The following is a 25,702-nucleotide window of genomic DNA, read 5'->3' as shown; positions in this document are numbered from 1 at the left end:
CAAGCCAAAGGTCCTACAAATGTCGCAGTCACGCCCCGTCTACCAGTTCAACAACATCATCGTCCGCACGCCGTCCAAATCGGTCGTCAATGGCCTGCGCGCCGACGATCGCGGCAACCCCACCTTCGAAGGTGTGAAGGCCGAGCACGACGCCTATATCGCGGCGATGAAGGACGCGGGCGTCAAAGTGACGGTGCTGCCGGCGCTCGAAGCCTTCCCGGATTCGATCTTCGTCGAGGATCCGGCGCTGGTCTTCACCGAAGGCGCGATCCTCCTGCGCCCGGGCGCCGAGACCCGCGTCAAGGAAACGCCCGAGATCGAGCCGACGCTCCGCGCCATGTTCGAGACCGTGCTTGACCTGCCGGGCAACGGCTTTGCCGATGGCGGCGACGTGCTGACGACCCGCGAAAGCGTGATGATCGGCCTTTCGGCCCGCACCAACAAGGTCGGCGCCGAAGCGTTGCAGGCCTGCCTTGCCAAGCTCGGCCGCAAGAGCGAGATCGTCGCGACCCCAGAAGGTGTTTTGCACTTCAAGACCGATTGCTCGCTGCTCGACGACGAGACCGTGCTTTCAACTGCGCGTCTTGCCAAATCCGGCGCCTTCCAGCGCTTCAAGCAGGTGATCATTCCCGAAGGTGAAGAGCCGGCGGCCAATGCGCTGCGCGTCAATGACGTCGTGATGGTCGGCTCCGATTTCCCGCGCACGATCGAGATGCTCGACAAGCTCGGCTACAAGGTCGTGCCCATGAAGACGACGGAGATCGGCAAGATCGACGCGGGCCTGTCCTGCATGTCGCTGCGCTGGTTCAGCAACACGCTCTGATCCGTCGCAATCCCCGAGGAGGAAACAAAATGAAGACGTTGAAGACCGCCCTGTTCGCAGGGATCGCCCTTTCCATGGCTGTTGGCAGCGCATTGGCCGAGGACACGCTGCGGCTCGGCATGACGCCGGAGCCCTACATGCCTTTCACCCAAGTGAACGCCGGCGGCCAATGGGAGGGTCTTGAAGCCGATCTCTCCCGCGCACTCTGCGAAAAGATGGCCGTCAAGTGCGACATCAACCAGATGGCCTGGGACGGCTTGATCCCGTCGATGAAGGAAAACAAGGTCGATTTCATCATCGGCGCCTTCTCGATCACCGACGAGCGTCGCCAGGTCGTCGACTTCTCGACGCCCTATTACACCGAAGGCACCTCCTTCGTCGGCGCCAAGGCTGACACGAGCGAGATCAAGACGATCGATGCGGCAGACGGTTCCGGCAAGATCATCGATCCGGCAAGCGTCGAGGGCAAGATCATCGGTGTGCAGACGTCCAGCGTACAGTCGGCCTATGTTGCCAAGTACCTGACTGGTGCTGAAGCCAAGAGTTATGACACGGCAGACAACTCGGTCGCTGACCTCATTGCCGGCCGCGTCGACTACGTGTTGATCCCCGACCTCTACATCCAGACCTTCCTGAAGTCGCCTGAGGGCGCCGACTACGAGGTCAAGGTCGAGGTCCCGAAGAATGCCGTTCTCGGTGAGGGTGTCGCCTATGCCGTTCGCAAGGGTGATGCGGCGACGCTTGAAAAGGTCAATGCCGGCCTTGCCGCTCTGGAGAAGGACGGCACGACCCAGAAGCTCGTCGACAAGTGGATCTTCGGCAAGAAGTAAATCGCTTTTCAAGGGCGGCGTGCGGCCTATGTTTCGCGCCGCCCTCGATCGCCAAACCGGCCGCAGCGCCGGGGCATCTTCGCAGCGACCGCTACAGCGATCCAGCCCGACAGAGGGCGGCGTGAGGGCTGACGAGACAATCGGGAACAGGTAACGACGGATGGACTATTACTGGCAATTGCTTGCCTGGGGCGGCGAGGGCTGGGGCGACGATTTCGCCTGGGGCCTGGTGATGACCTTGCAGGTGTCCGTGGTCGCCTATGCGGTTGCGGTTCTCTTCGGCTTCCTCGGTGCGGCCGGCAAACTGTCGAAGCACCGCGTCCCGCGCTTCCTTGCCGAGATCTATACGACCGTCGTTCGCTCGCTTCCCGAACTGCTCGTCATCCTGCTCCTCTATTTCTCCGTCGCGAGCGGTGCCGAGCGGCTGTTGAAGCACTTTGGCCTTGTGGCCGAGACCTTCCAGTTCAGCTCGTTCTGGGCAGCAATCATCGCACTCGCTTTCGTCTCCGGCGCCTTCATGACTGAAGTGCTGCGCTCCGCCTTCCTTTCCGTGCCCCCCGGCCAGGTCGAGGCGGCGGTTTCGATCGGCATGCCGAGACGCAAGGTCTTCACCCGCATTATCCTCCCGCAGATGATGCGCCACGCGGTTCCAGGCATGGGCAATCTCTGGCTGTCGATCACCAAGGAAAGCGCCATCATCAGCGTGCTCGGCTCATTCAGCGAATTGCTCTACACCGGCTACCGCGCTGCGGCCGGCACCAAACAGTACATCTTCTTCTACGGCCTCACGGCCATCCTGTTTCTGGCGATCACGCTCGTTTCCGTCCTGGTGATTGCTCAGATCGAGCGCCGCCTCAACCGGGGGCACCACTGATGGAAACAATCTCCAACGTCATCGGCTTCCTGCCGGCGCTGATCAAGGCCACCCCCCTGACGCTGCTTTTGACGGCGGTGGCGGGCGTCTTCGGTCTGGTCATCGGCACTCTCGTGGCGCTTGCCCGGCTTTCCGGCAGGCGCGTGCTCTCGGTCCCGGCCTATGTCTTCACCTTCGCATTCCGCGGCACGCCGCTCCTGGTACAGATCTACCTGATCTACTATGGCCTCGGGCAAATCCTGCCCGGCACCTGGGTACGCCACAGCTTCCTCTGGCCCTATCTTCGTGACGGCCTGTGGTACGCGATCTTTGCGCTCAGCCTCAACCAGGCCTCCTACAATGCCGAGGTTATCCGCGGCGCGATCAAGGCGATCCCGCGAGGCCAGATCGAAGCGGCAAAGTCGATCGGCATGCGCTCGTCGATGATCCTTCGCCGCATCACCCTGCCGCAGGCGTTCCGATCCTGCCTGCCGGTGCTGACGGGCGACCTGATCATCCTGTTGAAGACGACGTCGCTTGCCTCGACCATCACCATCCTCGAGGTCATGGGCACCGCCCGTATGTTGCAGCGCCAGTCGCTGTTGATCTTCGAACCGCTGATTGCCGCCGGCATCATCTATTTCACCGTCGTCTTCATCCTGACGCGCGTCATGGGCGTCGTCGAGAAGCGGCTCACCCGCTACCGCACGGCGAAAGCATAACGAGGAGGCGCGCCTGGGCGCGACGAGAGGAACGATCATGGTCGCAACAGCGCTATCGGTGAAGAACATTCACAAGAGCTTCGGGTCCGTCGAGGTGCTGAAAGGCGTCTCCTTCGAGGCGAAGTCCGGCGACGTCATCTCGCTGATCGGCAGCAGTGGTTCGGGCAAGAGCACTTTGCTGCGCTGCATCAACTATCTGGAGACGCCCGATGAGGGCGAGATCGCGGTCTCGGGCGAGGTGATCCGCACCGTCAAGGGCAAGGACGGCAAGTTCCATGCCACCGACAAGCGGCAGCTCGAACATATCCGTACGCGCCTTGGCATGGTGTTCCAGAGCTTCAATCTGTGGTCCCACAAGACCATCCTCGAAAACATCATCGAGGGCCCGATACATGTGCTCGGCATGACGCGCAAGGATGCGATCGGCGAGGCCGAATTGCTGATGGAAAAGGTCGGCATCACCCCAAAGCGCGACCACTATCCCAACCAGCTTTCGGGCGGCCAGCAGCAGCGCGCGGCGATCGCCCGTGCTCTCGCGATGAAGCCGGAAGTCATGCTCTTCGACGAGCCTACGTCGGCGCTCGACCCGGAACTCGTCAACGAAGTCCTGCTCGTCATCAAGAAGCTCGCCGAAGAAGGGCGCACCATGGTCATGGTCACGCACGAAATGTCACTCGCCCGTGATATCTCCAGTGAGGTGATCTTCCTGCACAAGGGCCTGGTCGAAGAACGCGGCGCGCCGTCGCAGGTGATGCGCGACCCGCAATCGGCGCGGCTGCGCCAGTTCTTGCAGATGGCTTGAGGAGGCCCCAATGCGCGACGCCAATTTTTCTGAGTTCCTGCCCGAACTCGTCGGGATCCGTCACAAGCTCCACGAGATGCCCGAGATCGGCCTATCCGAGGTGAAGACCTCCGAATTCGTCGCCGGATTGCTGCAATCCTGGGGCTTCGAAGTGACGCGCGGTCTGGCGACGACAGGCATCGTTGCGACGCTGAAGCGCGGCAACAGCAACCGCGCCGTCGGCTTTCGTGCCGATATGGACGCGCTGCCGATGCAGGAGGAAACCGGTCTTGCCTATCAGAGCAAACATCCGGGCGCGATGCATGCCTGCGGCCACGACGGTCACACCAGCATGCTGCTCGGCGCTGCCTGGGCTCTGTCGAAGGACGAGAGCTTCAACGGCACCGTGCACCTGATCTTCCAGCCGGCCGAAGAAAATTTCGGCGGCGGCAAGCTGATGATCGAGGACGGCCTGTTCGAACGCTTCCCCTGTGAGCGGGTCTATGCGCTCCACAACTGGCCGGGCCTGCCGGTCGGCCAGTTCTCCAGCCGCGCCGGTGCGATGGCTGCATCGATCGACGTACTGACGCTAACGATCAGGGGCAAGGGCGGTCACGGCGCCCAGCCGGAACTGACGGTTGACCCGGTCGTCGTCGGTTCCAGCGTGGTGATGGCGCTGCAGACGCTGGTCTCGCGCAATGTATCGCCGCACCAGCCGTCGGTGCTGACGGTCGGTTCGTTCTGGTCCGGCTCCGCCTCCAACATCATCCCGGATACAGCAGTGCTGGAAATCAGCATGCGTGCGATGGATCCGGCCGTGCGCAAGCAACTCCAGGAACGTGTCGAGCAGATTGCCCGCTTTCAGGCGCAGAGCTACAACGCTGAGGCGACTTTCGACTGGCAGGTCGGTTATCCCGCGACGATCAACGATGCCGATGCCGTCGAAGATGCGCGTGCGGTGATCGCGGAGACTTTTGGCACCGACGCCTATGTCGAATTGCCCGAGCCGCTGATGGGCAGTGAAGACTTCTCCTTCCTGCTGGAGAAGGTGCCGGGCGCCTATGTGCTGATCGGCAACGGCGACAGCAGTGGATTGCACACCACCCGCTACGATTTCAACGACGACATCCTCGAACGCGGCGCTACGTATTTTTACCATCTCGCGCGGGCAGCGCTCGTCTAACCGGGCGGTCGCTAACGTCCGGTCGCTCAGGTGGCCGGGTGCAGGTCACCAAACACCGTCGGGATAAGCTCCGACACCGTCGGGTGAATGTGCACCGCGTGGGTGATCGTCGTGTAGGGTTTGCCGGCATACATGACGTCGAGGATGCTCTGCACCGCTTCGTCGCCGCCCGTGCCGAGGATCGAGGCGCCGAGGATTTCCTTGCTGTCGGCGTCCACGATCACTTTCATGAAGCCCTCGGTCTCGCCCTTCTCGACGGCGCGGCCGACGCGGGTCATCGGTCGCGTGCCGATGAGCAACTTGCGTCCTGATTTGCGCGCTTCGGTTTCCGTCATCCCGGCGCGGCCAAGCGGCGGATCGATGAAGAGGCCGTAAGTCGCAATCCGGTCGCTGACCTTTCGTGCCTCGCCATCGATGAGATTCGCGGCGATGATCTCGAAGTCGTTATAGGCAGTGTGGGTGAAGGCGCCGCGGCCGTTGCAGTCGCCCATGGCGAAAATGTGCGGGACATTGGTCCTGAGCGTTTCGTCGACTTCGACATAGCCGCGCGCGTCGGTCTTCACGCCGGCTCGATCGAGGTCGAGATCATCCGTATTCGGCCGTCGCCCGGTGGCAAGCAACAGGTGGGAGCCGACGATCTCGGGTGCGCCGGCGGTGCAGTCGACGCCGGCGACGACTTCGTCGCCGCGCCTGGCGAAGCGGATGCATTCGGCGTTCAAGCGGAAGTTTATGCCCTCTTTCTCCAGAATCGCGAGAATGGCGTCGGAAACGTCCGCATCCTCGCGACCGATCAGGCGTGGGCCCTTCTCGATCACCGTGACCTCGGAGCCGAAGCGGCGGAACATCTGTGCGAACTCAAGCCCGATATAGCTGCCGCCGATGACGATCAGGTGGCGGGGCAGGGTGTCGAGATCCATGATCGAGACGTTGGTCAAATAGGGCACGTCCTCGACGCCAGGGAAGTCCGGCGTCGCCGCACGTCCGCCAACGTTCAGGAAGATCTGGTCGGCCGACAGCAACTCACCGCCGACGCGCACTTCGTGCGGGCCTTCGAAGCGCGCATGGCCTTCGATGACGGTGATGTTCGGCATGCCCTTCAGCCAGCCTTCGACCCCCTTGCGCGAATTGAACCGCACCGTGTCCTTGCGCGCCATGACGCGGGCGAAGTCGATCGTGATCGGCCCGGTCGTGACGCCATAGTCGGCGCCCCGGCGCGCCAGGTGCGCCGCATAGGCGCTCGCAACCATCGCCTTGGTCGGCATGCAGCCGGTGTTGACGCAGGTGCCGCCGAAGTGCTTGCGCTCGACGAAGGCGACGGTCTTTCTCGCTGATGTCAGCCGGCTGGCCAGCGAAGGGCCGGCCTGGCCGGCGCCGATGATGATTGCGTCGAAATGTTTCGTCATGACACCGAGGACACCACCCAGAGTGCGAGGAGAACGGCAACGACATCCTCAAGAAGCGCGATCGGCAGATCTTTGCCGCCGATGGCCGCGACGAGGCGCTTGCGGGCTTCGTAGCCGCCGAGCGTGCCGATGACGGCACCGATCACGCCGGCGACCAGTCCGCCCAGCATAGCACCTGCGGCCGTTCCGAGCACGGCGCCGCAGAAACCGCCCGAGACGATGCGGGCGCCGAATTGCTGCGGAACCTTCCGGCTCGGCGTGCTCGGCAGTTGGTCGGTCACAAACTCAACCAGGGCCAGCAGGCCAAAGATATAGGGCGTGAAGCGAAAGCCCATGAAGGCTGCCCAAGTGCCGTTGAGCGGCAGCCAGCCGGCTGCCGCGCCAATGCTGACGGCGGCAGGCGCGGTCATGGTGCGAAGGCCGGCGACCACGCCGATGAGTAGCGCGAGAAGATAGATCGACATGAATTCCCCGAACGTTCGCCGGGCGAACCCAATCCACCAGCCCCCAAGCGGTTCGGGTCGAGCGGCATCGCAACCAAGAGTGAAAACGGATGTTTCTGGCGGGCCTCTGTCAGAGTGGCCGACAACGCCCCTGATTGCAACGGCCAATCACGCACCGCCTTCCACGGTAGTCTAGTCTTTCGATCGCGTTAGTCGCGGACGAAATTTTTTGTCCGCCACAGTCTCTGCGTGCAACCCTATTTTTTGCCGGGGGCTGACATATATGGAATGGCTTGCCCCGACGCGGCGGACTTTCCGTGATCAAACTTGCGGAGCGAATTTCGAGGGAGAAACTCATGCGCTTGACCACACTACTTATCGGAACTGCCCTTGCTTTCACTTTGACCGCTGCCACGGCGAATGCCGACGTGGTCGTCTCCTCGAAGATCGACACGGAAGGCGGCGTGCTCGGCAACATCATCCTTGCCGTGCTCAATGCCAACAACATCAAGACGGTAGACCGCGTCCAGCTCGGTGCGACGCCGGTCGTGCGCAAGGCGATCACCGCCGGCGAGATCGACATCTACCCGGAATACACCGGCAACGCCGCCTTCTTCTTCGAAAAGGCCGACGACCCCGTGTGGAAGGATGCCGCCAAGGGCTACGAAACCGCCAAGAAGCTCGACTACGACGCCAACAAGATCGTCTGGCTGACGCCGTCGCCGGCCAACAACACCTGGGCGATCGGTCTTCGCAAGGAAGTGGCTGACGAAAACAAGCTGAAGACGCTCAGCGACTTCGGCAAATATGTCGCCGGTGGCGGCAAGGTCGTGCTGGCCGCTTCGTCTGAGTTCGTGAATTCGGCCGCCGCTCTCCCGGCCTTCCAGACGACCTATGGTTTCACCTTGAAGCAGGATCAGCTGATCACGCTTTCCGGCGGTGACACCGCGGCGACCATTGCGGCTGCTGCCAACCAGACGAACGGCGCCAATGCGGCGATGGTTTATGGCACCGACGGCGGCATCGCACCTTCTGGCCTCGTCGTGCTCGAAGATGACAAGGCGGTCCAGCCAGTCTACCAGCCGACCCCGATTATTCGCGAGGCTGTGCTCAAGGAAAACCCGCAAATCGAGGAACTGTTGAAGCCGGTGTTCGAGAAGCTCGATCTGGTGACGCTTCAGGACCTGAACGGCCGCGTGCAGGTCGGCGGCGAACCGGCCAAGGCGGTTGCCGAGGATTTTCTGAAGAAGAACGGCTTCCTGAAGTAGTTGACGGATAACCGGAACGCTGGTCCGATGGCTGGCGTTCCGGGGTGTGCCTGCAGGTGCCGAAGTCGCGCCGGCACAGGCGGGGAGGGAATGTGGTTTGAGACAACTCCGCTTTGACAAGCTCGGAGCGATCATCGCGGCCTTGGCGCTTGGCGGCGCCTTCATCGCGCCTTTTGCAACGTTTCGTGCCAATCGCATCGTCGCCGGCGAGGCGAAGACGATCGTCGAGTCCCTGCCGCAGCCCTGGAGCGCGGCAGTGCTGCTGGTGATTTTGGTGGGCGTGCTCGTCGCGGCCATGCGCTCGCCGGCGATTCTGCGCCTTGTCGCTGCCTTCGCAGCGCTGGCCGTGCTGGCGCTCGGCATTGGCGTCGCCGCCAGCCACCTGACGCCTGAGGGCAACACCTATGCCCGCGTATCGCCTGCCTCCGGCTTCTGGGTCATGCTCTTTGCTTTCGGGCTGCTGGCAGCCGATGCCCTGACGCGATTGCGCCCAGCCCCCTTCATGCGCATCGTGGTGCTTGTCGCCGTGCTCGCCTTTGTCGGGATGCTTTTGCTTTCCGGTACCTGGGACGGTCTCTCGATCCTTAGGGAATATGCGAGCCGGGTGGACACTTTCTGGGCGGAAGCCCGAAAGCATGTGACCTTGGCGCTCGGCTCGCTTGTGGCCGCGACCATCGTCGGCATTCCGCTCGGTATACTGTGTCACCGCGTCGCCCGATTGCGCGACGGTTTGCTGGGCGTCCTGAATGCGATCCAGACGATCCCGTCGATCGCGCTGTTCGGCATTCTCATCGCACCGCTCGGCTGGATCGCCGCGAACGTTCCGGGCGCTGCCACTATCGGCATTCGTGGCATCGGCGTGGCACCCGCCTTCGTTGCGCTGTTCCTCTATTCGCTGCTGCCAGTGGTTGCTAATACCGTCGTCGGCCTGGCCGGCGTTCCGAGGGATGCGAATGACGCAGCCCGCGGCATCGGCATGACCGATTGGCAACGGCTGGTCGGCATCGAATTTCCACTGGCCTTTCCGGTGATCCTGACCGGCATCCGCATCGTGCTCGTCCAGAACATCGGCCTGGCGACCATCGCTGCCCTCATCGGCGGCGGCGGGTTCGGCGTCTTCGTCTTTCAGGGCGTTGGCCAGACCGCGATGGATCTCGTGCTGCTCGGCGCCGTCCCGACCGTGGTGCTCGCCTTTGCGGCGGCGATCGTGCTCGACGCGGTGATCGAGATGGCCACACCCAACACCAGGCAGGCAGAGGCCTCATGATTGAGATCGAGAACATCACCAAGCGCTATGGTGAGACCGCCGTCGTCGACGACGTCCGCCTGACGATCGCACCGCGCACCGTCACCGTCGTGGTCGGCACCTCGGGTTCCGGCAAGACGACGCTCCTGCGCATGATCAACCGGCTGGTGGAGCCGACTTCGGGCACGATCCGCCTCGACGGTGAGGACAACCGTTCGCTGCCAGGCTATGAACTGCGCCGCCGCATCGGTTACGCGATCCAGGGCCACGGCCTGTTTCCGCACCGTACCGTCGCGCAGAACATCGCCACCGTGCCGACGCTGCTCGGTTGGGAGCGCGCGCGCATCGATGCCAAGGTGGACGAGCTTCTCCAACTGTTCCAGCTCGATCCGGGCGCCTTCGGGCCGCGCTTTCCGCACGAGCTTTCCGGCGGTCAGCAACAGCGTGTCGGCGTCGCCCGGGCGTTGGCTGCCGAACCGAAAGTCCTGCTGATGGACGAGCCCTTCGGCGCACTCGACCCGATCATCCGTGCCAAGGCTCAGGATGATCTGCTCGCCATTCAGAAGCACTTCGAGACGACGGTCATTCTCGTCACCCATGACATGGAGGAGGCCTTCCAGCTCGCGGACCGCATCGCCGTCATGGACAAGGGCAAGGTGGTGCAATATGCGACGCCCGCCGAAATGCTGATCAAGCCCGCGACCCCGTTCGTCGAGAGCCTGATCGGGGTCAGCGAACGACCTTATCGGTTGCTCGCGATCGAGCCGGTCTTGAGTGCCGTCGAACCAGGGTCAGCAGACGGCACAGCCATATCGAGCACGCTTAGCCAAAGGGAGGCGCTTGCCGAACTGCTCTGGTCCGGGCGGAGCGCGCTGCCGGTGGCTGACCCCGCGGGGGCAATCATTGGCAAGGTCAGTCTCGAAGGGCTGGCGAAACGGGCAGCCGGGCCAGTCTGATGCCGAAACTGTCGACGCTTTTTCGCTTGGGATTTTTCCTGGTTTTGCTCGCCTTCCTGCTGCAGCCGCAATGGTTCGAACCGTTGCTGCGGCCGCTGGTTCAGGCGAATGCGCCGGTGATCTACAATCAGGGCAGCCTATTGCAATTGACGCTGCTGCATCTACGCACCGTCGCCATCGCAGTGGCTGCTGCGGCTTTGGTTGCGCTTGCTTTGGCAATATTGGTGACGCGCGAATCCGGGGCCGAGTTCCTGCCGCTGTCGCGCAGCCTGGTCAACATCGGCCAAACCTTTCCGCCGGTGGCCGTTCTGGCGCTCGCCGTTCCCATCTTCGGTTTCGGTGAGAAGCCGACATTGATCGCGCTTTTTCTCTATGGCCTGCTACCAATCTTCGAGAACGCGCTGACGGGGCTGACGACATTGCCGCCATCTGTCATGGAGGCGGCGCGCGGTGCCGGCATGACAGGCGGCCAACGGCTGCTCAAGGTAGAGCTGCCGCTGGCGATGCCGGTGATCCTTGCAGGCATCCGGCTTTCGGTGGTCATCAGCCTGGCAACGGCCACGATCGGATCAACGGTCGCGGCGAAAACCCTCGGCGAAGTGATCATTGCCGGCCTGCAATCGAACAATCTGGCCTTTGTCGTTCAGGGTGGCCTGATCGTCGCGACACTTGCGGTGCTGCTGCACGACGGATTGCAGGCGGCCGAAAGGAAACTCGCTGCTCGAATGGGTCGGTGAGGTGCCGTCGGAAGGCGGGAAGCCCGGAAAGCGTTCGCCGGCCGTGCCAAATGCCGATGGCGCGTGATAGAGTGACCCATGCTCTACCGCGGCGCCAAAAGTCCTCTTGTCAGGGATATGGGCGGGTTCAAGGCCAGGCTCAACATGCCCGGTTGGCTGCTGCCACGACCGCGTGATCACGGCTACGGCCCTCTAGCAATGGTTGTTGAGTCGATCCTGGAGCCGGGCAGGCTGATCGCCATGCACGAGCACCAGAACGATGAAATCCTGTCATGGGTGCCGGAGGGTGTCATGCGCCACGATGACCGCGCTACCGGGAGACTGGTCACGGACAGCGGGCACCTTATGGTGATGAACGCGGGAAAGAGCTTCTGGCATTCGGAGGAGACCCTGCCGAGCGATCCACCGTTGCGGATGCTCCAGATCCTTGTGCGGCCTCACGGTTTAGATCTCCCACCGGCCATCCAGCACGGCCCCATTGCAGTGGCACCTGTCAATCAATGGAGGCATCTTGTCGGGCCGGAAGGTGGCACAGCACCGTTTTTCGTGCGCAACAGCGTCGACTTTTTCGATCTCCGGCTCGAGGCTGAGACAAAGACTGCGTTTCCGCGGGCGGAGGGGCGACACCTTTACTTTTATCTCTTTTCGGGCTCGATAAAGGTCGGAGATATCGCCTTCGGTGAGGGGGATCAGGGGATATTCCTGTCGGACGACACCCTGGAGCTTTTCGCCACTCGCAGTTCGTTGATCGTTGCGTTCCTGATCGAGCCGAGCGCGCGCACCGCACGGCAGGGGACGGTTGGCGACCATCCCAAGATACCGCGACCTTATCTGGCTCGACCTTTGCTGCTGCTGTTGCACTGGCGAAACCGCCTGGTCGGAAGGGTCTGAACTATCAGAAGTCGACCACGCAACGTGCAGTGGTCTGGACCGCTTTCTTCCTGCCGTAGAGTTGCGGGTTGCGCACCCTTTTTAGTTGTCCATGAAATGCCTGCTTTCTCGGCATTTGCCTGCCGTATGAAAATGAATTTCACAATTTTACAAAATATGCGGATTTGAGTTGACGGCCTGAAAAAACTGTCCCAGTCTGCGAAAATAAATTACGCCAAAAGGCAGGGGAACAGGACGAGCATGAAAGTCGGCATCATCGGACTCGGATTCCGTTTGGGTTATCTGGGCTATGTGTTCAAAGCCATGGACGAGAACTTCGAGATCGCCGGCTACGTCGATCCGAACCCGGCTGGTTTGTCCACGCTCACCGAAAAAGGCATCTCGGCCGGCAAGGCTTACGCGACCCCCGAAGAGCTGATCGCCAACGAGAAGCTCGATCTCTTGATGATCGGCTCGCCGAACCACATGCACCTCGATCATATCCGGATTGGTCTCGAGGCCGGTCTCAAGGTGTTCAGCGAGAAGCCGATCGTCACGACGGTCCAGGAGAGCCTCGAACTCGCAGGGCTGATGGCGAAGTTCGGCCATGAGCGCCTGATGGTCGGTCTGGTGTTGCGTTACGCGCCCATGTATCGCGACCTGCGCGCAGCGCTTGCCGAAGGCAAGCTCGGCCAGGTCGTCTCGATTGAAGCGTCCGAGCATATCGAACCCTATCACGGCGCCTTCTTCATGCGCGACTGGCGCCGCTACGAGCGCTATTCCGGCAGTTTCATGCTGGAAAAATGCTGCCATGACCTTGATCTCTACAATGGTGTCGTCGGCGCGCGGCCAGAACGGGTCGCGAGCTTCGGCGGCCGCAAGAGCTTCATTCCCGCCAACGATCCGGCCCGCGAAGGCATCAACGACCTGGAACTCTTCCATCGCAAACCGAGCGGCTGGATGGGCTCCGACAAGGTCTTCGACAGCGACGGCGACATCATCGACTACCAGGTGGCGATCGTCGAATACGCCAACGGCGTCGGCATGAACTTCCACACCAATCTCAACGTACCGGACCAATTCCGCCGCTTCTGCATCATGGGCTCGCGTGGCATGGCCGAGGGCGATTTCATCCGGGGCTATTTCGACGTTCACGAAATGCTGACCGGCAAGAAGGTCGTCGAAAACAAATACGCCGCCACGGAACTGTCGCAGCACTACGGTGCCGACGAGCAGATGGCGACCGATATCATCGGCCACGTTCGTGACGGCCGGCCGCTACCGGTTTCGACGCTCGATGCGCTTGAAGCGGGTATCCTGGCGCTTTCGATGGACGAGGCGCGGCGCAAGAAGAGCGTCATAGATCTCCGGCCCATCTGGGACCGTTTCGACGAAGCCCTGCATTCGCGCGCGGCGTAAGGAGAGGTGGGGATGAGTGTTCAACGCAGCACGGTCATCTTCGCCTGGATCCTGCTTCTTCCCGCTGTTCTCTACGTCACGGTGATCGTCGCCTATCCACTGGTCGACACCTTCATCCTGTCGTTCACGGACGCGTCGCTGAAGAAGACGACCAACTGGGTCGGCTGGGCCAACTACGACAAGATCTTCAACGAGACCTTCGCCGAGGTTATCTTCCGGACCTTCATCTGGACGTTCTTCTCGGTCTCGATCAAGATGATCATCGGCGTCTTCGGCGCCACGATGCTCAACGCCGCCGTTCCCGGCCGTGCGATCTTCCGCCTGCTCACCATGCCGCCATGGATCGTGCCGATGGCGATCGGCATCTTCATGTGGGGCTGGATGTACAATGGCCAGTTCGGCATGATCTCGGGCGTGCTGCAGAATCTGGGGCTGTCCAACGGGCCCATCGCCTTTCTCGCCCACGGTTCCACCGCCTTCTGGGCGACGATCATCACCGACGTATGGATCGGCGTGCCGCTGGTGACGCTCTATATGCTGGCGGCGATGCAGGCGATCCCGCAGGATCTCTATGAAGCCGCCTGGACGGACGGAGCAGGGCGCCTCTATCGGTTCCGCCGCATCACCCTGCCGCTTCTGGTCCCATCGCTGATCACCATGTCGATGCTGTCGCTGATCGCGACCTTCAATTCCTTCGATATCATCTGGATCCTCACCCAGGGTGGCCCCAACGGTGAGACCACCACGATGATCATCGATACCTACCGTACCGCCATCGGGTCGAAGAAATACGGTGAAGGCGCCGCGCGCGCCGTGCTGATCTGCATCTTCCTGTCGATCTTCTGCTTTGCCTATTTCCGGGTCACCAGCCGTCTTGCCGCGGGGGAACAGAAATGAGCCAGCCTGCCATGATCAACCGCTATCGCTGGTACGAGCTTGTTGGCATCTACGCCGGTATCTTCGTCTTCCTGTGCTTCATTCTGGCGCCCTTCGTCGAAGGGTTCCTGGTGTCGTTGAAGCCGCTCGGACTGTTGTTCTCCTCGCCCTATCGCTTCTGGCCGCAAAACGGATCTTTCGCCGCCTACTCGACCATGTGGGTCAGCGTGCCCGGCTTTGCCCGCTACATCTTCAACTCCTTCTTCATCTCCACCATCGTGACCGCCATCGTGCTGATACTGGTGATCCCCGCGGCCTATGCCTTTGCGCGCTTCAATTTTCGCGGCGCCGGGCTGCTGCTTGGTGCCTTCCTCGCCGTCAACATGTTCTCGGGCGCAGTGCTGCTCATCCCGCTGTTCCGCCTGATGCGCACTTTCGGCGTGCTCAACACCTATCTCGCGATGATCGTGCCGGGCGTTGCCTTCCTGATCCCTTCGGCGATCTGGCTCTTGCGCACCTACATGATGCGCATCCCGCGTGAACTGGACGAGGCCGCTTTCGTCGACGGCGCCAGCCACTTCTATACGCTGCGCCGGGTGATCCTGCCGATCGCCATGCCGGGTATCACCGTGGTGGCGATCACCACCTTCATCGGCGCCTATGCCCAACAGTTCATCTATGCCCTGACCTTCAACTCCAAGAGCGAGTACATGCCGCTGCCGGTCGGTCTCTTCGCCTATTTCGGTCGCCAGGAGGTGGTCTGGAACGAGCTCATGGCCGCGAGCTTCGTCGGCATCGCGCCGGCTGTCGTCGTGATCTTCCTCCTACAACGGTATCTCGTCAGCGGCCTGACCGCGGGCGCGGTGAAACAATAAGACTTAAGTCAACCACCAGAGAACGGGAGCATAAAACGTGTCTATTCATTTCAAGACGGGGGTACTCGCCCTGGCGCTGCTCGGTTCGACCGCGCTCGGCGCTGTCACCGCGAAGGCGGCCGACCAGGAGATCAGCTGGATCTACTGCGGCGACACCATGGACGCGGTACACGCCAAATACATCAAGCAGTGGGAAGAGAAGAATCCGGGCTGGAAAGTCACGCCTGAGGTCGTCGGCTGGGCCCAATGCCAGGACAAGGCCACGACGCTCGCCGCCGCCGGCACGCCCGTTGCCATGGCCTATGTCGGCTCGCGCACGCTGAAGGAGTTCGCGCAGAACGAGCTCATCGTTCCCGTTCCGATGACGGACGAGGAAAAGAAGAGCTACTATCCCAATATCGTCGACACCGTAACCTTCGACGACAACCAGTGGGGCGTTCCGATCGCGTTCTCGACCAAGGCGCTCTACTGGAACAAGGATCTATTTAAGCAGGCTGGTCTCGATCCGGAGAAGCCGCCGAAGACCTGGGCTGAAGAGATCGAATACGCCAAGGCGATCAAGGAGAAGACCGGCATCGCCGGCTACGGCCTTCCGGCCAAGACCTTCGACAACACGATGCACCAGTTCATGCACTGGGTGTACACCAACAATGGCAAGGTGATCGACGGCGACAAGGTCGTCATCGACAGCCCGCAAGTGCTGGCAGCACTCCAAGCCTACAAGGACATCACCCCCTATTCGGTCGAAGGTGCCACCGCCTACGAGCAGAACGAGGTTCGCGCCATCTTCCTCGACGGCAAGGTCGGCATGATCCAGGCGGGCTCCGGCGCCGCTACGCGCCTGAAGGAAACCAAGGTCAACTGGGGCGTCGCACCGCTGCCGCTCGGTCCTGAAGCCAAGGGCGAGGGCACGCTGCTCATCACCGACAGCCTGGCGATCTTCAAGGGCTCAGGCGTCGAGGAGAAGGCGATCGAATTCGCCAAGTTCATCACCTCGCCCGGTCCGCAAGGGGAGTATGAGCTGCAGGGCGGCGCCGGCCTGACGCCGCTGCGTCCGTCGCCGATGGTCGACGAGTTCGTCAAGAAGGATCCCTACTGGAAGCCGTTCATCGACGGCATCACCTATGGTGGTCCGGAACCGCTCTTTACCGATTACAAGGGCTTCCAGAACGTCATCATCGAGATGGTCCAGTCGGTCGTGACCGGCAAGGCCGAGCCGGCCGACGCCTTGAAGAAGGCGGCCGCAGACCTCGAAGAGTACAAGTAAGGCCACCGGGGCCGCGCGCCGACGGGATCGGTTCGCGACCCCACCTAACTCTGCTATAAATGAGCCGCTTCTCGCCGGTGGCCGGAGACAGTTTCTTGGGACAGCTCAATCTCAATCGGATTCAGAAATTCTACGGGACTTTCGAGGTGCTGAAAGGCATCGATCTCGAAGTCAAGAACGGTGAGTTCGTCGTTTTCGTCGGACCCTCCGGTTGCGGCAAGTCGACCTTGCTCAGGATGATAGCCGGTCTCGATGAGACCAGCTCGGGGGACATCCTGATCGAGGGCAAGCGCGTCAACGACCTGCCGCCGGTCAAGCGTGGTATCGCCATGGTCTTCCAGTCCTACGCGCTCTATCCGCACATGACCGTCTTCGAGAACATCGCCTTTCCGCTTCGCGTGGAAAAAATGGCCGAGGAGAAGCTGAAGGCGAAGGTGGAGCATGCAGCACGCATCCTGCACCTTGATCAGCGCCTGCAGCAGAAGCCCGGGATGCTTTCCGGAGGCCAGCGTCAGCGTGTCGCGATCGGGCGAGCGATCGTGCGCGAGCCGAAGATCTTCCTCTTCGACGAGCCACTTTCGAACCTCGATGCGGCGCTTCGGGCGGACATGCGCATCGAACTGGCGAAACTGCACCGGCAATTGCAGGCAACGATGATCTACGTCACGCACGACCAGGTCGAGGCGATGACGATGGCGGACCGGATCGTCGTCCTCAATGCCGGGCAGATCGCCCAGACGGGCGCCCCGCTCGAGCTCTATCATAAGCCAGCCAATACCTTCGTTGCCGGCTTCATCGGCAATCCGAAGATGAACTTCCTGCCGGTCACCTGCAAAGGTGTCAGCGACGCCGGTGTCGAGGTCGACTACAAGGGGCACACGGTGGTCATTCCCGTCAACCCGCAGAGCGGCCTTGCCGGGCGGACACTGACGCTTGGTGTTCGGCCGGAGCATCTCACGCTGGGCTCCGGAGACCTGACCCTCAAGGTCACGCCAACGGTCATCGAACGCCTCGGCGCCCATACGGTCGCCTATGCGGCGATCGGCGGCGAGGGCGAAAACTTCTGCGCCATGTTGCCGGGAACGGCCGCAATCCGACCGGAGGAGACGATCCAGACCGCTATCAGGGTTGCGGATTGCCACCTTTTCGACGAGGCGGGCCTTGCGCTCGAACGTCGCGTCGAACTGACCGACATCGACATGGGCGTGCTCGATCCGGCGGCTGCCTGATCGTTCAGGTCCAAGGAAAAGACCGCTGTCTTGCGAAAGACAGCGGTCTTTTTGTCTGCGTACTAGGCCCGTCGTACCGGTGTCGGCGAGACGCGATGACCGCACTCTAGGCGCGGTTCGGGCCGTTCCCTTCTGCGTGCGGATCGGCGACCTTCGGCCAGATGTTCTTCGGTGCCCGCTTGTAGTCGGTCTTCGCAGGGTTGTTCGGATAGGGCGTGCCGGCCGAGCAATAGAGGATCTCGGACGCGATCTTCGAGAACGAGGCGTAGAAGTGATTGGTCGACTTGATGACCAGGATTTTCTTGGCCTTCGGGTCGATGCCCATCACCGAGAAGAGGCTCGGATCGAAGCTCTGTGCGCGCGTCGAGTTGAGGATGATGTCGATGCCGTTGAAGACGATATGGGCGGCATCGCCGAACGGGGCAAAACTCTCGCCGAAGCGCATCTCTGCGTCGCGCACCAGCTTGACCACCTTGACCTTGCCATCGACCGGATGACCGGTTCCGGGAGCCGACTTGGCGCCGAAGCGCAGCGGAATCTCGGCACCTTCGCCGGCCGCCATACAGATCTGTACTGCCATCGGGTCCCAGATTGTCCCGACCGCAACGTCGGTTGCGCCGCGCGCCAGAAGCTCTTCGAGCAGCACCGTCGCGTCGCCGGCGGTGCCCCCGCCTGGATTGTCCCAGACATCGGCAATCACGACAGGCCCCTTCGATGCAGCGAGTGCCTCGGAAACGGCCTGCTTCTCGTCGATCTGCGGCATGATGAAGGTTCCGCGGTGGGAAAAGAGTTCGAGACCCAGTTCCCGCGCGAGGCTCGCGCCCTTCTCCGGTTTGCCGTTGGTGACGGCAAGCAACTTGGTGCCCATTTCCGGAACGTCGCCGGCCATGAAGCCGTGGATCACGGAGAGCGAAAGAACATCCGCGTCTTCTCTTTCAATCCGCATCAGCTTGTCGACGAAGGAGCGCATCGGATCGCGTGAGGTCGGGTATACGTCGATCATCCGACAGTCGAATATCGACATGACGGGGGTGACGCGACCTTCGAGTGTGTCGACGACGATGCGCCAGAGATCTTCGGCACGGTCGACGAAGTCGGTGTGCGGAAACTCCTTGAAGTAGACGAAGAAGTTCGAGGCTGCTGCGCGCTTGGCCGTCAGGTGGCTATGGGGGTCGAGCTCGGCGCAGACGAGGATGTCGGGGCCGACGATCTCCCGGATGCGCGTCAGTAGGTCACCCTCGGGATCGTCGTAGCCGTCAGCAACCATGGCGCCATGCAGGCCGAGCACCACCGCGTCGACGGGCATGGCAGCGCGAAGCTGGCTTAGGATTTCGTCACGTAGACTCTCATAGGTCTCGCGGTTGACGAGGCCAGCCGGGTCCGCCCAGGTCGCGGTGCCCTCGATCAGTTGCCAACCGTTCTTTGCGGCGACGCGGCGGCCGACGGTAATCGGCGCGGTGCAAAGCGTCGGTGTTTCCGGGTGTTCTCCCGGCGGCGCGTAGAGCGACGCTTCGAAGGCCCGGCGGTCGATGCAGATCGGGGAGAAGGTGTTGGTTTCGGTCGCAAGCGCCGCTGTGAAGATCCGCAATGCCTTTGCCTTTTCTATCGCGTCTTTCAGGCCGGGCCCATCGGGTTCGGCAAGTAGCCGGTAAAGCCGGCAATCTTCCAGCGTCCCTCGTGCAGGCGGCAATAATAGACGGTCTGCCATTTCAGGATGTCGACGCTGCCGTCCGACTTCTTGAGGCTGCCATCGAATTTCTTGCGCGCCAGCGCCTGGTCGCCGTTGATCTCGATGTCTTCGAGTGTCGTCGTCGTGAAGATCGCATTGCGCGGATCTTCGGCGAAGCTCTGCGTCGCAAAGTCGTTAGCCTGGCGCAGCCACTCCTCGCGATAGGCCGCAAGCGACGGGAAGGTCAGCCGCCAATTGTCGGGATTGGTTTCGCGGCGGCCGTCGATGCCGATGAAGCCGTCCTCGACGAAATCACCTGCGACCATCGACCAGTCTGCGGCCAGGAAGGCGGTAATGTCGCGAGAGACGAGCATCTCCCAGATCGAGTGGCGTGCCGTGTCGGAGGAGGGGAATGGATTGAGGAAAGGATCCCGCATATTCGCGCCCTGGATTGAAATTCTTTTCATGAATGGTGTTTTTCGCTAGCCAAATTCAGCTTTCTATGGTCACTTGTCAACGATCAAAGAAAATAATTTGCAAGAAGGCTCATGATGACGATCAAGCGCTATGGTGCGGAACAGGTCGGCGCGGGCGGCAAACCCTTGCCTTTCGCCCGTGCGGTGGAAGCGGACGGCTGGCTTTATGTTTCCGGCCAGGTTGCCATGGAAAATGGCGAGATCATCGAGGGTGGGATTATCCCGCAAACCCACAAGACAATCGCCAACGTGCTGGCCATCCTGACCGAAGCCGGCTACGGTCCGCAGCATGTGGTTCGTTGTGGTGTCTGGCTCGACGATCCGCGTGATTTCTGGACATTCAACAAGATCTACCAAGAGTATTTCGGTGCTCATCCGCCGGCGCGGGCCTGCGTCCAGTCGTCGATGATGGTCGATTGCAAGGTCGAGATCGACTGCGTCGCCTACAGGCCGAAGGAAGGCTGATCTTAGAGCGGGATGAGGAAAAGTGTATGCGGTTTTCCGCCCGCATCCCGCTCCCATTCATGATCTGAAGCAAGGCGCAAGCGGGCGATGGACATCTTCGCGACACTACAGGAAGAAAAAGGGCGGCTCTCCCAATCGGAAAACCGCATTGCCGACATTCTCCTGAATGATTTCGAGTTTGCGGTGAACGCCTCCATCATCGAATTGGCGAGCAAGGCGGACGTGTCGCCGCCCACCGTCACCCGCTTCTGTCGCCGGCTCGGCTGCGACAGCTTCTCCGATTTCAAGGTGCAACTTGCCCGCACCGCCTATATCGGCATGCGCTATCTGAAACCGGAGCCGAAGAGCCGCGAGACCGGCGATGTCGCGCAGGACATCATCACCAAGTCGCAGAACGCGCTGTTCCTTCTGCATCGCTCGCTTGACCTGGCGGCGATCGAGCAGGCCGTCGAGCGCATCGCCGCAGCGGAAATGATCTACGCCTTTGGTTCCGGTGGTAATTCCTCAATGATTGCCGGCGAGTTGCAGAACCGGCTGTTCCGCTATGGTCTTCGCATCACCTCCAGCTCCGATCACAGCATGCAGCTGATGATGACGGCGGCGGCGCGGCCGACCGACGTGCTCATTGGCTCGTCCTTCTCCGGCCGCAACGCCGAGCTCGTGCGCGCTTTTACGCTCGCCCGCGAACTGAAGGTGCCGACCATCGCGCTGACACAGAGCGGTAGTCCGGTGGCGGCCGCCGCCAGCATCACCGTGCCGGTCGATCTGCCCGAGGGCAACAACATCTACCGCCCCACTTCCACCCGCATCGCCTATCTGGCGCTGCTCGATATCCTCTCCAGCCTCGTCGCCTACCGGGTGCAGCCCCAGGCGACGACCACACTTCGGCGCATCAAGCAGCAGCTGGTCACGCACCGCGACGGTGACGATCGCCAGCTTCTCGGAGACTGACGTGCCGCGAAAGGTCAGCGCATGACGCAATCCCTCGCGATCGTAACCGGTGCAGCCGGCGATATCGGCCGCGCTATCGCGCGCAAGCTTTCCGACGATCACGATGTGATCCTGCTCGTCGACATCGACGCGGACGCCGCTGAACGGGCGGCGCGCACGCTCGGCGATGACAAGCGCTTCGTGGCCGTTGCCTGCGACGTAACCGATACGACAAGCGTTGCGGCGATGGCCGCGACGGCGGCAAGCCGGGGGACGGTGCGCACGCTCGTCAACAATGCCGGCGCGGCCCGTGCCGTCAGCCTGCACGATACGACACCGGAAATCTGGCGCATGGACAACGCGTTGAATCTCGAAGCAGCATTCCTCTGCTTCCGCGCCGTCGAGGACATGCTGAAAGAGACGGGCGGATCGGTGGTCAACATCGCATCGGTCAATGGCATGAACGTCTTCGGCCATCCGGCCTACAGCGCTGCCAAGGCCGGCCTGCTGCATCTCACCCGACTGATCGCGGTCGAATACGGCAAGTTCGGCATCCGCTCGAATGCCGTTGCACCCGGTACTGTGCGCACCCAGGCCTGGGAGGCGAGGGCGGCGTCAAACCCGGATGTCTTCGAAGAAGCGCGGCGCTGGTATCCGCTGCAGCGGATCGTCAACCCCGATGATGTCGCCAATGCGGTGCATTTCCTGGCGGGACCGCTCGCTGCGGCCATTTCGGGCGTCTGCCTGCCCGTCGATTGCGGGCTTACTGCCGGTCAGGCGGAACTGGCCCGCACGTTTTCACAATCAAGCCACTACTGACACTGCATTTGGAGGAAGAGCATGCAGCCGGTTTCCTATCGTCTCGAGGCGTCTTGGCAGCCGGATGGCGGGCCCTTTGGTCGGTTCACCTTCGCGCTGTTCAATTTCTCTGGCGCGCCGCTGTCCGGTTTCAGGATCGCCTATACGTCGCTGACGCGGGTCATTGATCCCAAGGCTTGCGACAATGCGGTGTTCCTGCGCCGCAACGCCAATTTTCACGAATTCGCCCCACCCGAGGGGCTGACGATCGACAACGGCGGAAGCTGGACCTTCACCGTCAGCGGCCTGCATCGCAATGCGCGCCACTGCACCGACGGTGCCAAGTCCACCTATCTGACGCTTGCCGATGGCCGACACGTCCCGGTCGCCGTATCGGATCTGCTGCTTGAGAACGCCGTCAGTGAACCGCCGCCGGTGCGGCTGCCGGAAGGCAAGCTCGACCAGCCCTATGCGCTGCAGCCCTGGCCGGCGAAGCTCGAGCTTCGGGCTGGAACTGGTTTCCCGGTCGTTCTCTATCCGGCCGCTGGCGCTGGACAAGACGACCTTGCAGCGGTCGATACGGTCCTGTCGATGTTCCATCGATTGTTCCCTGAGGGCCATGCCCCTTTCAGCCTCGCTGCATCGAAGCAGGGGCGGCTGGTCGTCTTCACGGCGGATCCCGGGTTGGCGGCGGAAGCCTATCGCCTTGAATTCTCCGAAACCGAAATTCGCCTGAACTACGGCGGCAGTGCCGGCCGGCAATACGGCTTGACCAGCCTTGCCCAGCTTCTGGACGGAGCGCGCAATCATCCCGGCAAATTCCGCTTCCCGGCGAGCGGTACAATCTCGGACAAGCCTCGCTACGGCTGGCGCGGCTGCCATCTCGATGTCTCCCGCCAGTTTTATCCGGCCACCGATGTGGCGCGGCTGATCGATATCCTCGCCTGGTTCAAGCTCAACATCTTCCACTGGCACCTGACGGACGACGAGGCGTGGCGCCTGGAGATCAAGGCGTTTCCGGAGCTGACGACGCTTGGTGTGCTGCGCGGCCCCGATGAGGCGCTGCTGCCGCAGCTCGGCAATGGTGCAGAACCCGTCGGCGGCTTCTACAGCCAGGCTGACGTCAAGGCGATCGTCGCGCAGGCATCGGCACTTCACATCGATGTCGTGCCGGAGATCGACATTCCAGGACACAGTGCGGCGACGCTCGTCGCTCTGCCGGATCTCTCCGATGGCCAGGAGGCGCCGGAGAGTTACCACTCGGTGCAAGGTTATCCGAACAATGCGCTCAACCCCGCCGTCGCCTTCACCTATGAGTTCCTCGAGAAAGTCTTCGATGAGATGGTCGAGCTCTTCCCGAGCAAGTACCTCCATATCGGCGGCGACGAAGTGGCGAACGGCTCGTGGCTCGCTTCTCCGCTTGCCAAGACGCTGATGGAGCAGGAGGGGATTTCCGGCACCTTCGCGCTGCAGTCCTATTTCCTGAAGCGGGTGAAACAAATGCTGACGGCGCGCGGCCGCAAGCTCGCCGGCTGGAACGAGGTGGCGCATGGCGGCGGTGTCTCGACCGAAGAGACGCTGCTGATGGCCTGGGAGCGGCCGGAGGTCGGCATCGAACTGGCACGCGAAGGCTATGACGTGGTGATGACCCCCGGACAGGCCTATTATCTCGACATGGCGCAGGCCGATGCCTGGCAGGAGCCCGGCGCGAGCTGGGCCGGGACGGCAACGCCCGCCCACACCTATGGTTATGAGGCCGAGGGTGAATTCCCCGAGGAGCTGAAGCCGCGCCTCAAGGGCGTCCAGGCCTGCATCTGGTGCGAGCACTTTCTTTCGCGCAGCTACTTCAACCGCCTCGTCTTCCCGCGGCTTCCGGCGATTGCCGAGGCGGCCTGGACACCGAAGGCGGCGAAGGACTGGCTGCGCTTCGCGGCCATCGCTCCGCTCAGCCCCAATCTCTAAGAGGAAAGCCCATGCGCATCGCCGTCGGTGGCATCCACACTGAATGCAGCACCTATTCGCCAGTCCTGATGACGGAGGAAGACTTTCGCGTGCTGCGCGGGCAGGCGTTGCTGGGGGCCGAATACTTCAGCTTCATGAAAGCCGAGGGCGTCGAGCACCTGCCGCTGCTGCATGCGCGCGCCGTCCCCGGTGGTCCCGTATCGCGAGGGATCTACGACGCATTCAAGGCAGAGTTTCTCGAGGGACTCCGTGCGGCCCTGCCGATCGACGGGCTCTATCTCGCCATGCATGGCGCCATCAAGGTCGATGGCATGGATGATGCCGAGGGAGATTGGATTTCGGCGGCCCGCGCCGTTGTCGGTCCCGATTGCCCGATTGCCGCAAGCTACGACCTGCACGGCAATGTCAGCCAGAGGATCATCGATCAGCTCGACATCTTTGCAGCCTATCGCACTGCGCCGCATATCGACACGCCGGAAACCATGACCCGCGCCTGGTCGATGCTAGTCTCGGCGCTCAGAGACGGAACGCGTCCGGGTATTGCCTGGACGCCGGTTCCGGTGCTTCTGCCCGGCGAATGCACCTCGACCGAAGACGAGCCGGCGAAATCGCTCTACGCTCATCTGCCGGAGATTGATAAGCGGCCGGGCATCCTCGACGCCAACCTGATGGTCGGCTACGTCTGGGCCGACGAGCCTCGGGCGACTGCCTGCGCGGTCGTGACCGCCACCGATAAGGCCGCAGCCAAGGAGGCGGCAGAAGAGATTGCCGCGGGCTACTGGGCTGAGCGTAGCAACTTCCGCTTTGGCCCGGTGACCGGACCGCTCAACGAGATGCTGGATATCGCCGAACGGGCGACGACGACGCCGATCATCCTCGCGGACTCCGGCGACAATCCGACCGGTGGCGGTGTCGGTGACCGAGCCGATGTGCTGAAGGCACTGCTGGCACGCGGCTGGCGCGGCGCCCTGATCGCCGGCATCACCGATCGCCCGGCGGTGGAAGCCTGCTTTGCTGCCGGTGCAGGCGAAACGCTGATGCTCAAGATCGGCGGTAGCCTCGACCCGGCAAGCCCCTGCGCCGAAATGTTGGTGGAGGTCGTCAGGCTCGATGATCCTGGGGCGGAGAGGGAGCGGCAGGCGGTGGTGCGCGTCGGCGCCATCGATATCGTCATTGCCGCGCGCCGCAGGCCCTATCACGATATCGAGGATTTCCGTCGGCTCGGTCTCGATCCCCAGGCCGTGCGGCTGCTCGTCGTCAAGTCGGGTTATCTGTCGCCCGAACTCGCGCCGATCGCCAATCCCAATCTGATGGCTTTGACCGAAGGCGTCGTCAATCAGGGCATCGCCGGCCTTGCGAGCTTGCGCCGTCAGCGGCCTGCTTATCCGTTCGACCAGGACTTTGTCTTCGAGCCTGTCGCCCGCTTCTCGTCCCGTTGGTCGAGCGGTGGCTGAGGCTTTACTATCTGTATTTTTCCTACCCGAATTTTCGGGTAGGCCCTCCTCTGCGGCGCCGCACGTCGTTCAAGACGCGTCAGGTCGCTGTAACGCTCTAAGTTACTGCATGTTTGTCCTTAACTCGGTCCCGATTTAAGGAGCCATCAGGTGCCCTTCACCCGCTT

At 62.1% G+C, this 25,702-nt stretch carries 24 protein-coding genes and 1 pseudogene; 21 read left to right on the top strand and 4 right to left on the bottom strand.

Features of this window, described 5'->3' with window-relative positions; all coding sequences use genetic code 11:
* Positions 1 to 19: 19 nt before the first annotated feature.
* The 6 genes from IB265_RS13915 to IB265_RS13890 all read left to right on the top strand — a co-directional run bounded on the left by IB265_RS13915 (position 20) and on the right by IB265_RS13890 (position 5,192).
* Positions 20 to 823 carry a dimethylarginine dimethylaminohydrolase family protein gene (locus IB265_RS13915; protein ID WP_057249180.1) on the top strand — a complete coding sequence of 268 codons (804 nt, stop codon included), beginning with the start codon at positions 20 to 22 and terminating at the stop codon, positions 821 to 823.
* 29 nt (positions 824 to 852) lie between these two features.
* Positions 853 to 1,653: a transporter substrate-binding domain-containing protein gene (locus IB265_RS13910; RefSeq protein WP_057249179.1), complete on the top strand. Its 801-nt coding sequence runs from the start codon at positions 853 to 855 to the stop codon at positions 1,651 to 1,653.
* 160 nt (positions 1,654 to 1,813) lie between these two features.
* Complete coding sequence (locus tag IB265_RS13905; RefSeq protein WP_057249178.1) at positions 1,814 to 2,527, top strand: ABC transporter permease; 714 nt, start codon at positions 1,814 to 1,816, stop codon at positions 2,525 to 2,527.
* Positions 2,527 to 3,228 (top strand): ABC transporter permease, encoded by a 702-nt coding sequence (locus IB265_RS13900; protein WP_057249177.1) that lies wholly within the window; start codon positions 2,527 to 2,529, stop codon positions 3,226 to 3,228. Before IB265_RS13905 ends, IB265_RS13900 begins: the two co-directional genes overlap by 1 nt.
* Positions 3,229 to 3,265: 37 nt before the next feature.
* Positions 3,266 to 4,030, top strand: coding sequence for an ABC transporter ATP-binding protein (locus tag IB265_RS13895; protein WP_057249176.1), 765 nt, complete (start codon positions 3,266 to 3,268; stop codon positions 4,028 to 4,030).
* Positions 4,031 to 4,040: 10 nt separating this feature from the next.
* Entirely contained in the window at positions 4,041 to 5,192 is a 1,152-nt protein-coding gene (locus IB265_RS13890; protein WP_057249175.1) for a M20 aminoacylase family protein, read from the top strand.
* Positions 5,193 to 5,218: 26 nt separating this feature from the next.
* Here the strand turns inward: IB265_RS13890 and IB265_RS13885 are convergent, their stop codons facing one another.
* Together IB265_RS13885 and IB265_RS13880 are read right to left on the bottom strand one after the other, a co-directional pair.
* The gene (locus IB265_RS13885; RefSeq protein ID WP_057249174.1) at positions 5,219 to 6,595 is read right to left on the bottom strand and encodes an FAD-containing oxidoreductase; all 1,377 of its coding nucleotides are present in this window, start codon (positions 6,593 to 6,595) and stop codon (positions 5,219 to 5,221) included.
* Complete coding sequence (locus tag IB265_RS13880) at positions 6,592 to 7,059, bottom strand: hypothetical protein (protein WP_057249173.1); 468 nt, start codon at positions 7,057 to 7,059, stop codon at positions 6,592 to 6,594. Before IB265_RS13880 ends, IB265_RS13885 begins: the two co-directional genes overlap by 4 nt.
* A 335-nt stretch (positions 7,060 to 7,394) precedes the next feature.
* On the opposite strand from IB265_RS13880, the gene IB265_RS13875 reads away from it, so the two are divergent.
* The 10 genes and pseudogenes from IB265_RS13875 to IB265_RS13830 all read left to right on the top strand — a co-directional run bounded on the left by IB265_RS13875 (position 7,395) and on the right by IB265_RS13830 (position 17,781).
* Complete coding sequence (locus tag IB265_RS13875; protein ID WP_057249172.1) at positions 7,395 to 8,306, top strand: ABC transporter substrate-binding protein; 912 nt, start codon at positions 7,395 to 7,397, stop codon at positions 8,304 to 8,306.
* 97 nt (positions 8,307 to 8,403) lie between these two features.
* Positions 8,404 to 9,573, top strand: coding sequence for an ABC transporter permease (locus IB265_RS13870; protein ID WP_113132669.1), 1,170 nt, complete (start codon positions 8,404 to 8,406; stop codon positions 9,571 to 9,573).
* Positions 9,570 to 10,508 (top strand): ABC transporter ATP-binding protein, encoded by a 939-nt coding sequence (locus tag IB265_RS13865; protein ID WP_192494833.1) that lies wholly within the window; start codon positions 9,570 to 9,572, stop codon positions 10,506 to 10,508. Before IB265_RS13870 ends, IB265_RS13865 begins: the two co-directional genes overlap by 4 nt.
* Positions 10,508 to 11,245 carry an ABC transporter permease gene (locus IB265_RS13860; protein WP_192494832.1) on the top strand — a complete coding sequence of 246 codons (738 nt, stop codon included), beginning with the start codon at positions 10,508 to 10,510 and terminating at the stop codon, positions 11,243 to 11,245. Before IB265_RS13865 ends, IB265_RS13860 begins: the two co-directional genes overlap by 1 nt.
* Positions 11,246 to 11,323: 78 nt before the next feature.
* Positions 11,324 to 12,195, top strand: a pseudogene (locus IB265_RS13855) (pirin family protein).
* 181 nt (positions 12,196 to 12,376) lie between these two features.
* Positions 12,377 to 13,534, top strand: a complete 1,158-nt coding sequence (locus tag IB265_RS13850; RefSeq protein WP_112996952.1) for a Gfo/Idh/MocA family protein — start codon at positions 12,377 to 12,379, stop codon at positions 13,532 to 13,534.
* Between the two features lie 12 nt (positions 13,535 to 13,546).
* The gene (locus IB265_RS13845) at positions 13,547 to 14,431 is read left to right on the top strand and encodes a carbohydrate ABC transporter permease (RefSeq protein WP_112996953.1); all 885 of its coding nucleotides are present in this window, start codon (positions 13,547 to 13,549) and stop codon (positions 14,429 to 14,431) included.
* Positions 14,428 to 15,285, top strand: a complete 858-nt coding sequence (locus IB265_RS13840; RefSeq protein WP_112996954.1) for a carbohydrate ABC transporter permease — start codon at positions 14,428 to 14,430, stop codon at positions 15,283 to 15,285. The genes IB265_RS13845 and IB265_RS13840 overlap by 4 nt, the downstream gene beginning before the upstream one ends.
* Positions 15,286 to 15,322: 37 nt before the next feature.
* A complete protein-coding gene (locus IB265_RS13835) occupies positions 15,323 to 16,552 on the top strand; it encodes an ABC transporter substrate-binding protein (RefSeq protein ID WP_057249165.1) in 1,230 nt (409 codons plus the stop codon).
* 95 nt (positions 16,553 to 16,647) lie between these two features.
* Positions 16,648 to 17,781 (top strand): ABC transporter ATP-binding protein, encoded by a 1,134-nt coding sequence (locus IB265_RS13830; RefSeq protein WP_112996955.1) that lies wholly within the window; start codon positions 16,648 to 16,650, stop codon positions 17,779 to 17,781.
* Positions 17,782 to 17,887: 106 nt separating this feature from the next.
* Here the strand turns inward: IB265_RS13830 and IB265_RS13825 are convergent, their stop codons facing one another.
* Positions 17,888 to 19,369: a M81 family metallopeptidase gene (locus IB265_RS13825; protein ID WP_192494830.1), complete on the bottom strand. Its 1,482-nt coding sequence runs from the start codon at positions 19,367 to 19,369 to the stop codon at positions 17,888 to 17,890.
* Positions 19,370 to 19,395: 26 nt separating this feature from the next.
* On the bottom strand, positions 19,396 to 19,887 hold the full coding sequence (locus tag IB265_RS13820) for a hypothetical protein (protein WP_113132695.1): 492 nt from the start codon (positions 19,885 to 19,887) through the stop codon (positions 19,396 to 19,398).
* A 114-nt stretch (positions 19,888 to 20,001) separates the two neighbouring features.
* On the opposite strand from IB265_RS13820, the gene IB265_RS13815 reads away from it, so the two are divergent.
* The 5 genes from IB265_RS13815 (at position 20,002) to IB265_RS13795 (ending at position 25,535) form a co-directional block, all read left to right on the top strand.
* The gene (locus IB265_RS13815; protein WP_192494829.1) at positions 20,002 to 20,391 is read left to right on the top strand and encodes a RidA family protein; all 390 of its coding nucleotides are present in this window, start codon (positions 20,002 to 20,004) and stop codon (positions 20,389 to 20,391) included.
* Positions 20,392 to 20,478: 87 nt separating this feature from the next.
* Positions 20,479 to 21,342, top strand: a complete 864-nt coding sequence (locus tag IB265_RS13810) for a MurR/RpiR family transcriptional regulator (protein ID WP_057249162.1) — start codon at positions 20,479 to 20,481, stop codon at positions 21,340 to 21,342.
* A gap of 21 nt (positions 21,343 to 21,363) precedes the next feature.
* A complete protein-coding gene (locus tag IB265_RS13805; protein ID WP_057249161.1) occupies positions 21,364 to 22,140 on the top strand; it encodes an SDR family oxidoreductase in 777 nt (258 codons plus the stop codon).
* Positions 22,141 to 22,161: 21 nt separating this feature from the next.
* Positions 22,162 to 24,081, top strand: coding sequence for a beta-N-acetylhexosaminidase (locus IB265_RS13800; protein WP_057249160.1), 1,920 nt, complete (start codon positions 22,162 to 22,164; stop codon positions 24,079 to 24,081).
* Positions 24,082 to 24,092: 11 nt separating this feature from the next.
* Positions 24,093 to 25,535: a M81 family metallopeptidase gene (locus IB265_RS13795; protein ID WP_192494828.1), complete on the top strand. Its 1,443-nt coding sequence runs from the start codon at positions 24,093 to 24,095 to the stop codon at positions 25,533 to 25,535.
* Positions 25,536 to 25,702 lie beyond the last annotated feature (167 nt).

Origin of the sequence: Ensifer sp. ENS10 (genome assembly GCF_014852025.1) — a bacterium.
Classification (GTDB): domain Bacteria; phylum Pseudomonadota; class Alphaproteobacteria; order Rhizobiales; family Rhizobiaceae; genus Ensifer.
This window is presented reverse-complemented; position numbering and strand designations above follow the sequence as displayed.

Excerpts from the sequence above, each read along its gene's own strand:
- IB265_RS13915 (WP_057249180.1), top strand. The coding sequence starts at position 20 with ATGTCGCAGTCACGCCCCGTCTACCAGTTCAACAACATCATCGTCCGC.
- IB265_RS13910 (WP_057249179.1), top strand. The coding sequence starts at position 853 with ATGAAGACGTTGAAGACCGCCCTGTTCGCAGGGATCGCCCTTTCCATG.
- IB265_RS13905 (WP_057249178.1), top strand. The coding sequence starts at position 1,814 with ATGGACTATTACTGGCAATTGCTTGCCTGGGGCGGCGAGGGCTGGGGC.
- IB265_RS13900 (WP_057249177.1), top strand. The coding sequence starts at position 2,527 with ATGGAAACAATCTCCAACGTCATCGGCTTCCTGCCGGCGCTGATCAAG.
- IB265_RS13895 (WP_057249176.1), top strand. The coding sequence starts at position 3,266 with ATGGTCGCAACAGCGCTATCGGTGAAGAACATTCACAAGAGCTTCGGG.
- IB265_RS13890 (WP_057249175.1), top strand. The coding sequence starts at position 4,041 with ATGCGCGACGCCAATTTTTCTGAGTTCCTGCCCGAACTCGTCGGGATC.
- IB265_RS13885 (WP_057249174.1), bottom strand. The coding sequence starts at position 6,595 with ATGACGAAACATTTCGACGCAATCATCATCGGCGCCGGCCAGGCCGGC.
- IB265_RS13880 (WP_057249173.1), bottom strand. The coding sequence starts at position 7,059 with ATGTCGATCTATCTTCTCGCGCTACTCATCGGCGTGGTCGCCGGCCTT.
- IB265_RS13875 (WP_057249172.1), top strand. The coding sequence starts at position 7,395 with ATGCGCTTGACCACACTACTTATCGGAACTGCCCTTGCTTTCACTTTG.
- IB265_RS13865 (WP_192494833.1), top strand. The coding sequence starts at position 9,570 with ATGATTGAGATCGAGAACATCACCAAGCGCTATGGTGAGACCGCCGTC.
- IB265_RS13860 (WP_192494832.1), top strand. The coding sequence starts at position 10,508 with ATGCCGAAACTGTCGACGCTTTTTCGCTTGGGATTTTTCCTGGTTTTG.
- IB265_RS13850 (WP_112996952.1), top strand. The coding sequence starts at position 12,377 with ATGAAAGTCGGCATCATCGGACTCGGATTCCGTTTGGGTTATCTGGGC.
- IB265_RS13845 (WP_112996953.1), top strand. The coding sequence starts at position 13,547 with ATGAGTGTTCAACGCAGCACGGTCATCTTCGCCTGGATCCTGCTTCTT.
- IB265_RS13840 (WP_112996954.1), top strand. The coding sequence starts at position 14,428 with ATGAGCCAGCCTGCCATGATCAACCGCTATCGCTGGTACGAGCTTGTT.
- IB265_RS13820 (WP_113132695.1), bottom strand. The coding sequence starts at position 19,887 with ATGCGGGATCCTTTCCTCAATCCATTCCCCTCCTCCGACACGGCACGC.
- IB265_RS13815 (WP_192494829.1), top strand. The coding sequence starts at position 20,002 with ATGACGATCAAGCGCTATGGTGCGGAACAGGTCGGCGCGGGCGGCAAA.
- IB265_RS13810 (WP_057249162.1), top strand. The coding sequence starts at position 20,479 with ATGGACATCTTCGCGACACTACAGGAAGAAAAAGGGCGGCTCTCCCAA.
- IB265_RS13805 (WP_057249161.1), top strand. The coding sequence starts at position 21,364 with ATGACGCAATCCCTCGCGATCGTAACCGGTGCAGCCGGCGATATCGGC.
- IB265_RS13800 (WP_057249160.1), top strand. The coding sequence starts at position 22,162 with ATGCAGCCGGTTTCCTATCGTCTCGAGGCGTCTTGGCAGCCGGATGGC.
- IB265_RS13795 (WP_192494828.1), top strand. The coding sequence starts at position 24,093 with ATGCGCATCGCCGTCGGTGGCATCCACACTGAATGCAGCACCTATTCG.